This window comes from Bradyrhizobium sp. USDA 372, from assembly GCF_053629095.1.
In genome coordinates this window covers 3,226,495-3,238,902 of sequence record NZ_JBRJHR010000001.1, presented here as the reverse complement: position 1 = coordinate 3,238,902, position 12,408 = coordinate 3,226,495, and the positions used below count along the sequence as shown (strand labels likewise).

13 protein-coding genes and 1 riboswitch are annotated in these 12,408 nt (G+C 66.3%); of the genes, 7 read left to right on the top strand and 6 right to left on the bottom strand.

Annotation, left to right across the window (positions count from 1 at the left end):
• Positions 1 to 20: 20 nt before the first annotated feature.
• Positions 21 to 899, bottom strand: a complete 879-nt coding sequence (locus AB7M16_RS15395; protein WP_453944386.1) for an MJ0042-type zinc finger domain-containing protein — start codon at positions 897 to 899, stop codon at positions 21 to 23.
• Positions 900 to 1,080: 181 nt separating this feature from the next.
• Between AB7M16_RS15395 and ftsE the strand changes: the two genes are divergently transcribed.
• The 4 genes from ftsE (at position 1,081) to AB7M16_RS15375 (ending at position 4,259) form a co-directional block, all read left to right on the top strand.
• Positions 1,081 to 1,740 (top strand): cell division ATP-binding protein FtsE, encoded by a 660-nt coding sequence (gene ftsE, locus AB7M16_RS15390; protein ID WP_018646542.1) that lies wholly within the window; start codon positions 1,081 to 1,083, stop codon positions 1,738 to 1,740.
• Positions 1,733 to 2,701 carry a cell division protein FtsX gene (locus tag AB7M16_RS15385; RefSeq protein ID WP_453944385.1) on the top strand — a complete coding sequence of 323 codons (969 nt, stop codon included), beginning with the start codon at positions 1,733 to 1,735 and terminating at the stop codon, positions 2,699 to 2,701. The genes ftsE and AB7M16_RS15385 overlap by 8 nt, the downstream gene beginning before the upstream one ends.
• Positions 2,702 to 2,772: 71 nt before the next feature.
• A complete protein-coding gene (locus AB7M16_RS15380; protein ID WP_172789431.1) occupies positions 2,773 to 3,477 on the top strand; it encodes a YdcF family protein in 705 nt (234 codons plus the stop codon).
• An 11-nt stretch (positions 3,478 to 3,488) separates the two neighbouring features.
• Entirely contained in the window at positions 3,489 to 4,259 is a 771-nt protein-coding gene (locus AB7M16_RS15375; RefSeq protein WP_453944384.1) for a lysophospholipid acyltransferase family protein, read from the top strand.
• Here AB7M16_RS15375 and AB7M16_RS15370 read toward each other — a convergent pair.
• The gene (locus tag AB7M16_RS15370; protein WP_212256308.1) at positions 4,256 to 4,867 is read right to left on the bottom strand and encodes a gamma-glutamylcyclotransferase; all 612 of its coding nucleotides are present in this window, start codon (positions 4,865 to 4,867) and stop codon (positions 4,256 to 4,258) included. The genes AB7M16_RS15375 and AB7M16_RS15370 overlap by 4 nt on opposite strands.
• Before the next feature lie 110 nt (positions 4,868 to 4,977).
• On the opposite strand from AB7M16_RS15370, the gene AB7M16_RS15365 reads away from it, so the two are divergent.
• On the top strand, positions 4,978 to 6,162 hold the full coding sequence (locus tag AB7M16_RS15365) for a DUF2125 domain-containing protein (protein ID WP_439401653.1): 1,185 nt from the start codon (positions 4,978 to 4,980) through the stop codon (positions 6,160 to 6,162).
• 125 nt (positions 6,163 to 6,287) lie between these two features.
• Here the strand turns inward: AB7M16_RS15365 and AB7M16_RS15360 are convergent, their stop codons facing one another.
• The 3 genes from AB7M16_RS15360 to AB7M16_RS15350 are packed head-to-tail and all read right to left on the bottom strand — an operon-like array spanning position 6,288 to position 9,199.
• A complete protein-coding gene (locus tag AB7M16_RS15360) occupies positions 6,288 to 7,223 on the bottom strand; it encodes a prephenate/arogenate dehydrogenase family protein (protein ID WP_453944383.1) in 936 nt (311 codons plus the stop codon).
• Complete coding sequence (hisC, locus tag AB7M16_RS15355; RefSeq protein ID WP_260381121.1) at positions 7,220 to 8,317, bottom strand: histidinol-phosphate transaminase; 1,098 nt, start codon at positions 8,315 to 8,317, stop codon at positions 7,220 to 7,222. The genes AB7M16_RS15360 and hisC overlap by 4 nt, the downstream gene beginning before the upstream one ends.
• 33 nt (positions 8,318 to 8,350) lie before the next feature.
• A complete protein-coding gene (locus AB7M16_RS15350) occupies positions 8,351 to 9,199 on the bottom strand; it encodes a chorismate mutase (protein ID WP_172789425.1) in 849 nt (282 codons plus the stop codon).
• Positions 9,200 to 9,355: 156 nt separating this feature from the next.
• Positions 9,356 to 9,435, top strand: a riboswitch (SAM riboswitch).
• A 94-nt stretch (positions 9,436 to 9,529) separates the two neighbouring features.
• Here AB7M16_RS15350 and metX point away from each other — a divergent pair.
• Together metX and metW are read left to right on the top strand one after the other, a co-directional pair.
• Complete coding sequence (gene metX / locus AB7M16_RS15345; RefSeq protein ID WP_453947185.1) at positions 9,530 to 10,732, top strand: homoserine O-acetyltransferase MetX; 1,203 nt, start codon at positions 9,530 to 9,532, stop codon at positions 10,730 to 10,732.
• Between the two features lie 2 nt (positions 10,733 to 10,734).
• The gene (metW, locus tag AB7M16_RS15340; RefSeq protein WP_453944382.1) at positions 10,735 to 11,397 is read left to right on the top strand and encodes a methionine biosynthesis protein MetW; all 663 of its coding nucleotides are present in this window, start codon (positions 10,735 to 10,737) and stop codon (positions 11,395 to 11,397) included.
• Between the two features lie 117 nt (positions 11,398 to 11,514).
• Here the strand turns inward: metW and AB7M16_RS15335 are convergent, their stop codons facing one another.
• Complete coding sequence (locus tag AB7M16_RS15335) at positions 11,515 to 12,378, bottom strand: alpha/beta fold hydrolase (protein WP_453944381.1); 864 nt, start codon at positions 12,376 to 12,378, stop codon at positions 11,515 to 11,517.
• Positions 12,379 to 12,408: the final 30 nt, after the last annotated feature.

The window sequence follows — 12,408 nt, the reverse complement described above, 5'->3', positions numbered from 1 at the left end:
AAACGCCCTTGCGGGGGCGATTATACGCTGCCGCCGGCAATGTCGCGCCGGTTGAAGAAACGAACGTCGATGTTGCGGCCCTCCGGCGGCGGCGAGGCCAGGCGCGAGCGGAAGAAGGCGCGCTCGCCGGGCCGCAGCACGGTCTGCTCCAGCACCGCGTTCCAGGCATAGATCTCCGCGCCTTGGGCGTCGCGCACGGCAAAGCGCAACCGCGGAATGTCGAGCGGCTTCTTGCCCTCGCCGACGATCACGCCTTCGATAACCAGCACCTGCTTACCGTCCACGGTCTCGCTGGAGAGCTTGACGTCCTTGAAGGCGAGGCCCCGCAGGTTCACCTCGAGCCCGACCATCTGGTAGAACGCCGCCGTCTGCGGCAGCAGCCGCACCACGTCGCCCCGCCAGATCACCAGTGCCAGCACAAGCGCGCCCATCGCGGCACAGGCGGTGGGCAGGCCAAGATAGGATTTGCGCGGAGCCGTGGGGGCGACCGGACGGCTCACCCGCGCGCCGCGGCGGGGGAACAGGCCGCGGAACCAGGACTGGTGCTGCGCGCCGGCGACCTCCTCTTCGGCCTGCCGGGCCGCTGCTGACCACTCGTCCTCGGTTTCGCGGGCGTGCTCGTCCGGCCAGTCGCTGGCGATCGAGGGGCTATCGACGACGGGTGCATCAGTGGCGCCGTCGTCCTTGGCATAGGAGTTCCATTGTTCGGCGAGGTCGGACTGGTCGTCAGCTCGGCTGGCCGCGGCCATGGCCGGAACGGATGCCTCCTCGATGGCGTCCTCGGCATGGGCGATCCAGGTCTCCTTGCAACGGGAGCAGCGGACCGCCCGCCCGTTTGCCCCAAGGCTCGCGAGCTTGATGGCGTAGGATGTCATACAATGGGGGCAGACGATATGCATGGACGAGCCTTGATGCATGAACGAAGGTCTTGACGATGCCATGGTCGCGGAGAACCGGGCGCCCCTTATGCTACAGGGCGACCGTTAACGAACCGGAAACCATAACGGCGGCAAAACCCGTTGATCGCGTATGGCGGAGCGTCGCAATGCGACCCGCGCCCCCTCTCGAACGGAGCTGAGCTTGGTTCGGTTCGAAAATGTCGGATTGCGTTACGGTCTGGGGCCGGAGATCCTGCGCGACCTCAGCTTCCAGATTCCCGCGCATTCCTTCCAGTTTCTCACCGGACCGTCCGGCGCCGGCAAGACCTCGCTGCTGCGCCTGTTGTTCCTGTCGCATCGACCGACGCGGGGCCTCGTCAATCTGTTCGGTCATGACATCTCGCAGCTCGGCAAGGACGAGATCGCGGACCTGCGCAAGCGCATCGGCATCGTGCTCCAGGATTTCCGCCTGCTCGATCACATGACCACCTATGAGAACGTCGCGCTGCCGTTCCGCGTCATGGGCCGCAGCGAGTCGAGCTACCGCAAGGAGGTGATCGACCTGTTGCGCTGGGTCGGCCTCGGCGATCGCATGGACGCGCTGCCGCCGATCCTGTCGGGCGGCGAGAAGCAGCGCGCGGCGATCGCGCGCGCCGTGATTTCGCGGCCGCAGCTGCTGCTCGCGGACGAGCCGACCGGCAGCGTCGATCCGACGCTCGGTCGCCGCCTGCTGCGACTCTTCATCGAGCTCAACAAATCAGGCACCGCCGTCATCATCGCCACCCACGACATTGGGCTGATGGACCAGTACGAAGCACGGCGGCTGGTGCTGCACCAGGGACGGCTGCACGTCTATGAGTAGGCTGGACGAGCGCGGCGTGCTGGTCGATCTCGGACAGGAGCGTCCGCAGCTTCCGGCCAAGGCGCGCAACATGTCGCCGATCGTGCCGCGCGCCTCGATCCACGGCAGAGCGCTGGTTGCGGTGGTCGCCATCATGACGTTCCTCGCCTCGATAGCCACCGGCACGGTGCTGCTGGTGAGTGCCTCCGCCGCCGAATGGCAGTCGGATGTCGCGAGCGAAATCACGATCCAGATTCGTCCGCAGGCCGGCCGTGATCTCGAGCGCGACACCGCAGCCGTGGCGGAGGCGATGCGCGCGCAGGCCGGCATCGTCGAGGTCAAGCCGTTCACCAGGGAGGAGAGCGGCAAGCTGCTCGAGCCCTGGCTCGGCACCGGCCTGTCGATGGACGATCTGCCGGTACCGCGCGTGATCATCGCGCGCGTGCAGCCGGGCACGCCGCTCGATCTCGGCGCCTTGCGGGCGCGCGTCACGCAGGTCGCGCCGGGCGCCAGTGTCGACGATCACCGCGCCTGGATCGAGCGCATGCGCCTGATGACGAACGCCACCGTGCTGGCCGGCCTCGGCATCCTCGCGCTCGTCATCGTCGCAACCATCATCTCGGTATCGTTCGCGACCCGCGGTGCCATGGCGGCGAACCGTCCGATCGTCGAGGTCCTGCATTTCGTCGGCGCCGGCGACCGCTACATCGCCAACCACTTCCTGCGTCATTTCCTCAGGCTGGGCCTGGAGGGCGGCGTGATCGGCGGCGGTGCCGCCATGCTGATGTTCGGCTTCTCCGAGTCCATCGCAGGCTGGTTTTCCGGGACGCCCGTCGGCGACCAGTTCGCCGCGCTGCTCGGCACCTTCTCGCTGCGCCCGTCCGGCTACATCGTGCTCGCGGTGCAGGCCGTGCTGATCGGCGGCATCACCGCGGTCGCCTCGCGCCAGACGCTGTTCGCGACGTTGAATGACGTCGACTAGGCTTGATAACCGGACTCCACTTCGCCTCAAAACGTCATAAAATCACATCGGGAAGGGATCACCGACATCGCATGACCTCGCCGACCGACGATCGATCGCCGAAACTGCCGCGCGGCTGGCTGCGCGCGACAATCGTGTCGACGATCGCGCTCGCCTTCGTCGGCGCGGCGGCGGGGTTCGTTGCATTCCTGTCGCAATTGCGCGGCGCCGAGACGGTGCCGGACCGCAAGGCGGACGGCATCGTGGTGCTGACCGGCGGCTCCTCGCGGGTATCGGATGCGATGGAGCTGCTGGCTGCCGGCTACGGCAGGCGGCTCCTGATCTCCGGCGTGCATCCGACCTCGACGGCGAGCGACATCTCCCGGACCTTGCCGGAGAACCAGTCCTTCATGACCTGCTGCGTCGATCTCGACCGCACCGCGCTGTCGACCCGCGGCAACGCGGCGGAGGCGCGGCGCTGGGCCGAGGGGCGCCGATTTACATCTCTGATCGTGGTCACCTCGAACTATCACATGCCGCGCGCGCTGGTGGAATTCTCGCATGCGATGCCACGGACGACGCTGATCCCGTTCGCGGTGGTCGGCGAAAAATGGCGCGAGGAGCCGTGGTGGACCTCAGGCTCGACGCTGCGGCTGCTCTTGTCCGAATACGTCAAGTACGTTGCGGCCGAGCTCAGGGTGCGGCTGGAGGATTTCGGGATTGACCTTTGGCCCGAGATGTCGGAGCAGCCTGCAGGTCAGCAACCGAAGCGGCCCGCCACCGCACAGGCCAATTGATCGGACCATCGATGTTTCTGATTTTCCTGCGCTCGCTCGTGTTCAACGTGTTGTTCTATGCCGTGCTGGTCCTTCTCGCGATCGTTGCGCTGCCGACCTTTGCATTGCCGCCGCGCGCCATGCTCACGGTGGCGCAATGGTGGGCCAAGGCGACGTTGGTCCTGATGCGCCTGGTCTGCAACATCAAGGTGGAATTTCGCGGTGTCGAGAACATCCCGACAGGACCGCTGCTGATCGTGGCCAAGCATCAGTCGTTCTGGGAGACCTTCGTGCTGCCGGGTTTCTTCAACCGACCGATCTTCATCCTCAAGCGCCAGCTGATGCAGATCCCGGTGTTCGGTCAGTTCCTGGTCAAGACCGGGATGATCGGGATCGACCGCAATGCCGGCGTGAAGGCGCTTCTGGACATGACGCGCCGCGCGCGCGAGGCGGTGCGCAGCGGAAAGCAGCTCGTGATCTTTCCGGAAGGCACCCGCCGCGCGCCGGGCGCGCCGCCCGACTACAAGACCGGCTTTGCACAGATCTATTCCTCCTGCGGCGTGCCGTGCCTGCCGGTCGCGCTCAATTCCGGCCTGTTCTGGCCGCGCCGCACTTTCATGCGCTATCCCGGCACGCTGGTGGTGGAGTTTCTCGAGCCGTTGCCGCCGGGTCTGCCGAAGGACGAGTTTCTCGCGCGCGTGCAAGCGGCGGTCGAGGACGCGACCGGTCGCCTCGTCGAAGCAGGGCGGAAAGAGCAGGAGCGGTTGATCGGCTCGGCGCCGAGCTACGCGCCGACGGGCTAGCGGCTTTCGCGATCTTCGTGCCGATCCGTCGCGTGCAGCGAGTGCGCATCACCATGCAGCATCAATGCAAGCTGATGCAGCTGGGTGTCGCGAAAGCCTTCGGCCTCGATCGCCTTCACCGTTGCGGTGACGTAATCGCGGTTGGCGCCGGACTGGCCGTGGCCCTGGACGACGTGGCGGTGCTGCTCGGCGAGCGAGAGGCGGCCGGCATATTGCACATGGCCGCGGTCGACGACGTAGGCGAGTGCGGAGACGCGCTGGCGCGCATCGTTCTCCAGCCACACCGAGCGCATCACCTCGCGATAGACCGAGGTGACCTGCTCGCGTGCGCGCAAATATGCGACCACCTCGGCACGGTTCTTCTCGGCGACGCGGAAGGCGATGCCGCGGCAGGCGCCGCCGCGGTCGAGCCCGAGCACCAGGCCCGGCTTCTCCGGCGTGCCGCGATGCACGAACGAATAGACGCAGAGCGCGCGGTGCTCGCCGAGCAGCCGCGCCGGGACGCGCTCCTCGAAGTCGAAGCCCGGCCGCCACATCAGCGAGCCGTAGCCGAACACCCAGAGGTCGCCCGTGGCTGTGGTGACGGAGGGGAGGGTGATTTCCGACATTTCGGGCACGGCTACCAGAACCCTGCGCCCAAGCGAAGCGATTTCTGCGCCTTTCGTCGCAGGCCGGCACCGCTTACATTTGCCTGAATCTGGCGTCAAAGGGTCGCCGCATGTCCAATATGACCGTTGCCACAAGCCGCCGCTCCCGCTGGGGCCTCTTCATCGCCCCCGTTCTCGTCCTGGTCCTTGCCGTCGCCTGGAGCTGCTTCTGGTTCTATGCGGCGTCGCAGGCCGAAATCGCCGCCGACGCCTGGCGGGCGCAGGAGGCCAAGGCCGGCCGCATCTACGATTGTGCCAAACGCTCGATCGCCGGCTTCCCGTTCCGCTTCGAGGTCCAGTGCTCCGGCGCCAGCGTCGCCCTGGTCTCGCAGAATGCGAGCAAGACGCCGTTCACGGCCAAGCTCGACAACATCCTGGTCGTGGCCCAGGTCTACGACCCCAAGCGCATCATCGCCGAATTCTCCGCGCCCGCGACGCTGATCGACGGCGTCACGCAAAACACTTTCACTGTGAATTGGAGCAAGGGCCGCGCCAGCGTGGCGGGCCTGCCGGCGGTGCCGGATCGCGCTTCCATCGTGTTCGACGAGCCCAGCCTCAACCGTCTCGATGGCAGCGTGCAGGTGCCGCTTGCGCGCGCCAAGCAGGTCGAACTGCATGGCCGTCTCGCCGACGGATCACCATCGGATCATCCTGTAATCGAGACCGTGCTCCATGTCGCGCAGGGCAGCATCCAGGGCGTGCATCCGCTGCTCGCCGAGCCGTTCGAGGCGGACACTCGCGCCAAGATCACCGGCCTCTCCGACCTCACGCCAAAGCCCTGGCCGCAGCGCTTCCGCGAGATCCAGGCCGCCGGCGGTCATATCGAGATCGTGCAGTCGCGCATCCAGCAGGGCGAGATGATCGCGGTCGCGGCCGGCACGCTCGGCCTGTCGCCCAATGGCCGGCTCGACGGCGAATTGCAGATGACGGTGACCGGCCTCGAGCGCGTGATCCCGGCGCTCGGCATCGAGAAGATGCTGGAGGAGGGCGTGCCGCAGGCAACGCTCGATCGCCTCGCGCCCGGCGTGAAGTCGCAGGACCTCAACAATCTGTTCGGCGCGCTCGACCGCGCCGTGCCCGGCCTCGGCAAGGTCATCAAGCAGAACGCCAATGCCGGCGTTGCCGCCGGCATCAATTCGATCGGCACCGAGAGCACGCTGGAAGGCAAGAAGGCGCGGAGCTTCCCGCTGAAATTCGTCGACGGCGCCGTGCTGCTCGGCCCGGTCAAGGTCGGCCAGATCCCGCCGCTGTATTGAAGACTCTCTCGTCATTCCGGGGCGATGCGTAGCATCGAACCCGGAATCCATTTCACAGCGTGCGCTGCGGCCCAATGGATTCCGGGCTCGCCCCTTCGGAGCGCCCCGGAATGACAGGGGTGACGCTACGGCTTCTTCAGCGCCGCATGCGGCCGGCCGAAATCGGGCGCGGCTGAATCCTGGCCGATCTCGACGATGCCGCGGCGGATGGCGCGGGTGCGGGTGAAGTGGTCGAACAGCGCCTCCCCATCGCCGCGACGGATCGCGCGGGTGAGCTTGGCGAGATCCTCGGTGAAGGTGCCGAGCATTTCCAGCACGGCCTCCTTGTTGGCGAGGAAGACGTCGCGCCACATCGTCGGGTCGGAGGCCGCGATACGGGTGAAATCGCGAAAGCCGCCGGCGGAGAATTTGATCACCTCGGATTCCGTCACCTGCGCCAGCTCGTCGGCGGTGCCGACGATGGTGTAGGCGATGAGATGCGGCAGATGGCTGGTGATGGCGAGCACGAGGTCATGATGATCCGGCGTCATCACCTCGACCTTGGCGCCCATCGCCGCCCAGAACGCGCGCAAGTGCTCGGTCGCCGCGGCATCGACGCCTTCGGGCGGGGTCAGGATGCACCAGCGGTTGATGAAGAGCTCGGCGAAACCAGAGTCCGGCCCGGAATGCTCGGTTCCGGCAACAGGATGCGCCGGCACGAAGTGAACCGATTCCGGCAGATGCGGCGCCATGTCCCTGACCACCGCGCCCTTGACCGAGCCGACGTCGGAGACGATCGCCCCCGGCTTGAGATGGGCAGCGATCTCCTGCGCCACGGGTCCGCAGGCGCCGACGGGAATGCAGAGGATGACGAGATCGGCGTCCTTCACGGCCTCAGCATTGGTCGCCACGACCTGATCCACGATGCCGAGCTCGGCGACGCGTGCGCGCGTCTTCTCGGAGCGTGCGGTGGTGACGATTTCACCGGCCAGCCCCTGGAGCTTCGCAGCGCGCGCGATCGAGCCGCCGATCAGGCCGAAGCCGATCAGCGCAACGCGCTGGAAGTGCGCCTGCGCGCTCATTTGCCGCCCATGAAGTCGCGCAAGCCGTCGACCACGAGGCGGTTGGCCTCCTCGGTGCCGATCGTCATGCGCAGCGCATGCGGCAGGCCGTAGTTCTTCAGGCCGCGCAGCACGAGTCCACGCTTGGTCAGGAAGGCGTCGGCGTCGTCAGCGGTCTTGCCCTTGTCCGTCGGGAAATGGATCAGCACGAAATTGGCGACGCTCGGCGTCACCTTCAGCCCGAGCTTGCCGATCTCCTCGGTGAGCCAGTTGCGCCAGGTCTCGGTGAACTGCTTCGACATCGCCTGATGCGCGGTGTCCTCGATCGCGGCGACCGCGGCATACATCGCCGGCGTCGACACGTTGAAGGGACCGCGGATGCGGTTGACCGCGTCGATGATGTGCTCGGGCCCGAACATCCAGCCGATGCGCAGTGCAGCCAGGCCATGGATCTTGGAGAAGGTGTGCGTCACCACCGTGTTCTCGGTGGTGGCGACGAGCTCGATCCCCATCTCATAGTCGTTGCGCGAGACGTAATCGCAATAGGCGGCATCCAGCACCAGCAGCACGTGCGAGGGCAGGCCGGCGCGCAGCCGCTTGACCTCGTCGAACGGCAGATAGGTGCCGGTCGGGTTGTTGGGGTTGGCGAGCCAGACCAGCTTCGTCTTCGGCGTCACCGCCTTCAGGATGGCGTCGACGTCGGCGGTGAGGTTGGTCTCCTTGGCGATGACGTTCCTGGCGCCGACCGCCATGGTCGCGATCGGGTAGACCAGGAAGCCGTGCGTGGTGGAGATCGCCTCGTCGCCTTGGCTGAGATAGGTGTGCGCGAGCAGATTGAGGATCTCGTCCGAGCCGGCGCCGCAGATGATGCGGTTGGGGTCGAGCCCGAACGAGCGGCCGATCGCCTCGCGCAGCACGCGCGAGGTGCCTTCCGGATAGTCTTCCAGATGGTCCGCCACGCGCTTGAACGCCTCGATCGCCTTGGGCGAGGGCCCGAACGGCGTCTCGTTGGCGGAGAGCTTGAACACCTTGCGGCCCGGCTCCGGCACCGGGCTCTTGCCGGGCGTGTAGGGCGCAATATCGAGAATGCCGGGATTCGGCACGGGGCGGGACATCTTGGACTCCGGATAGGCTGGGCGGCTCGCGATTTACGATTTCGGCCCGGTCGGGGGCACCGTATAGCGCGTTGCGTGGCTGCCGACGAGGGCCACAGAGCGAACCGAGGCCCCCGCCTCGATCAGGGCAGCCCTGATTTTGTCGATGCTGGTCGCGCTGGTGACCGAGACCAGCAGCGCCGCGCCGTCGAAGGCGGTATCGGGCACCGCAACGATCTCGGCGAGCGGCGACAGCGCGCGGGCGACCTCGGCGTTCCATCCGGAGACGCGCACGCTGAAGGTCTCGACCTCTGTCACCAGGGCGCTGTCGGCGACGCGCGAGATCGCGAACACCGGCAGCGAGGCCGGATGGTCGGCACGCTCGACGAAGGGCATCCGTGCGATGATCTTGGGCGCGCCGTCGGCTTCGAGCTCTAGCCACCACGGCGTGCGGCTCGAGGTCGCCGAGACCAGCGCCAGGTCGCCCTTGGATTTCGCCACCGCCTCGACCGCGGCCTGCGCGCTGAAATGCGCGACGTAAGGCACGGTGAAGCCGAAATGGAAGCGCACGGAATCGCGCATCGCCGGTTCGCTCACCGAGATGTCGGCATGCACGGAGAACGGCGCCTGCACATAGGTGAAGGTCGAGATGATGACGCGCCAGATGCTCTCGACCGTGTCGAGCGGCAGGATGCCGCGATGACGCTGCACGATCTCGCGCATCATGGAAGCCTCGCGCGCGGGGCGGAACGCCGAGCCGACCTCCTGGGTCTGCTTCACCTGGATCAGCCGGTCGATGATGTCGCCGCGCTGCATGAGGAGGCGATGCATGCCCTCGTCGATCGCGTCGATCTCCTTGCGCAGTTCCTGCAGCGATGGTGGCGCGGGCGGGCGTTGGGACATGTCTGGTCGTCGATCGTTCCGATGGGGGATGTCCTGATTAGGCAGTCGTGGCGGCGAAAGCAAAGAGAAATGACGTGCTTTGCGGACGACGCGACTGAGGCGAATTGGGCCGATCCGGGCCGCGACTTGACGAAAACCGCCCAAGACGGTAGCTTTTGCCCGTTCCGTGGTCATTTGAGCCGGCCGGCTTGCAGCCACGTTAAAAAACTCGCTAAACAGGCCGGGGACGCTTCCGATCCCGGCCGAACCTATCGTTCAGGCCGGGTTTTTCATGGCCTGATGTCAGCGGCGCGCTCGAGCAGCCAGTCGCAAACGAGGTCGATGTCCGAGATGGGTAGCGTCAAGTCGATACCAAGTCCTGCGATCAGCGCCGACGAGCGGTCGCATGAGGTGGACCATCCAAGCTCGCTGATAGCGCATTTCGACACCGAGCAGCCGCTGCGGCTCGATTGCGGCGTCGATCTCACCCCGTTCCAGATCGCCTACCAGACCTATGGCGAGCTTAACGCCGATCGCTCCAATGCCGTGCTGATCTGCCATGCGCTGACCGGCGACCAGCATGTCGCCAACGTGCATCCCGTCACGGGCAAGCCGGGCTGGTGGGAGACGCTGGTCGGCCCCGGCCGCCCCATCGATCCCAAGCACTACTTCATCATCTGCTCCAACGTGATCGGCGGCTGCATGGGCTCGACCGGGCCGGCGTCGATCAATCCCGCCACAGACAAGGTCTGGGGCCTGGATTTCCCCGTCATCACCATCCCCGACATGGTGCGCGCGCAGGCGATGCTGATCGATCGACTCGGCATCGACACGCTGTTTGCGGTCGTCGGCGGCTCGATGGGCGGCATGCAGGTGCTGCAATGGACCGCGGCCTATCCGGAGCGCGTGTTCTCCGCGCTGGCGATCGCCTGCGCGACGCGGCACTCGGCGCAGAACATCGCCTTCCACGAGCTCGGCCGCCAGGCCGTGATGGCCGACCCCGACTGGCACGGTGGCAGCTATGCCGATCGTGGCATCCACCCGCATCGCGGGCTCGCGGTGGCGCGGATGGCGGCGCACATCACCTATCTCTCGGACGCGGCGCTGCATCGCAAGTTCGGCCGGCGCATGCAGGACCGCGAGCTGCCGACCTTCTCGTTCGACGCCGACTTCCAGGTGGAATCCTATCTGCGTTACCAGGGTTCGTCCTTTGTCGAGCGCTTCGACGCCAATTCCTATCTCTATCTGACGCGGGCGATGGACTATTTCGACATCGCCGCCGACCATGGCGGCGTGCTGGCCAAGGCCTTCGCCGACATCAAGACCCGCTTCTGCGTGGTCTCCTTCACCAGCGACTGGCTGTTCCCGACCTCGGAATCGCGCGCGCTGGTGCACGCGCTGAACGCCTCAAGCGCGCGGGTGTCGTTCGCCGAGATCGAGACCGATCGCGGCCATGACGCCTTCCTGCTCGACGTGCCCGAATTTTTCGACATCTCCCGCGCCTTCCTGCAATCGGCAGGCAAGGCCCGCGGGCTCAGCCTCGAGGACCGCTAGCGATGTCCGTTCAGGAAGTGCTGCCGTTGAACGGCGCTGCGACTGCGTCGTCCGGCCAGTTTCGCGCCGATCATCGGCTGGTCGCCGAGATGGTCAAGCCGGGCTCGAAGGTGCTCGACGTCGGCTGCGGCGACGGCGATCTGCTTCAGCTGCTGGAGACCCGCGGCATCGACGGCCGCGGCATCGAACTGTCCCGCGAAGGCGTCAACCGCTGCGTCGCCAAGGGGCTCGCGGTAGTGCAGGGTGATGCCGATACCGATCTCGTCAATTATCCCGACGATGCCTTCGACTACGTGATCCTGTCGCAGACGCTGCAGGCGACGCGGCAGCCGAAGGTCGTGCTGGAGAATCTGCTGCGCATCGGCCGCCGCGCCATCGTCTCGTTCCCGAATTTCGGCTTCTGGAAGATGCGGCTCCAGCTCCTGATCGGCGGCCACATGCCGCGCACGGAGAATCTGCCGGCGACCTGGTACGACACCGCCAACATCCATTTCTGCACCATCAAGGATTTCGTGCAGCTCTGCGACGAGATCAACGTCAAGATGGAGCGCTCGGTCGCGCTCGATCTCTACGGCCGCCCGGTGCCGCTGAACCTGCCCTGGTGGGTGTGGAACATGTTCGGCGAGCAGGCGGTGTTCTTGCTGAGCCGGGGCGGGGGGAAATAGTCCCCGTCGTCATTGCGAGGAGCTCTGGCGACGAAGCAATCCTGGCTGTCTCCGCGGAGGGATTCTGGATTGCTTCGCTGCGCTCGCAATGACGAAGTACTGGGCAGCGCATCTGCCTTAATGCGCCGCCAGCGACCGCGGATCCCGCACCGGCCATCGCCCCGCTTCCACCAGCGTCACGAACCGCTCCACGCTCTCGTTGAACAGCGCGGGCTCCTCCAGATTGAGCACGTGGCCCGACTTCGGAAACATCGCGAGCCCCGCCGCGGGCAGATGCTTCTTCAGGAACAGGCTCGGTCCGATGCACGGATCGTCCTCGTCGCCGCAGATGATCAGCGCGGGTGTTGCTGCGCCTCCGATCGCCTCCGTCATCGTGTAGATCGAGGGACGGCCGCCCTGAAATCCGCGCATGGTACGCGCCGATCCCTTGACATCGTGCCGCGCCAGCGCGGCGTAGAAATCGGCGTGCCCGCGCGGGTCCTTCACCAGGAACGGAATCCGGCTCGGCGCCTCGCGCGTGACTTTTGCGACCTCGGCGGAGCCCAGCGTCTCGAACTGCTCGGCATTGGCGCGGCACTGCTTGCGCCAGGCCTCGAGGTTATCGAGCTCCGAGCCGGAGCCGACGCCGGCCAGCGTCATCGACAGCGCGCGCTTCGGCGCGTTCAACCCGATCTGCAGCGAGGAATAGGCGCCCATCGACAGGCCGACGAGATGGGCGCGCTCGATGCCGAGATGATCGAGCACGGCAAGCGCATCGGTGTAGAAATGCGTGAAGGTGTAGACCTCGCCGTCAGGCACGTCCGAGGGCGTGTAGCCGCGCGCCGAATAGGTGATGCTGCGATGGCCACGCGAGAAGTAGCGCATCTGCGGCTCCCAATTGGTGTAGTCGGCCGCGAACTCATGCAGAAAAAGGATCGGCGTTCCCTGGCCCGCCTCCTCGAAATAAATGCGGACGCCGTCCCTGGTCGTGGCGTGGGGCATTAACCGTTTCCCTCTGTTTCAAGCCGTGCT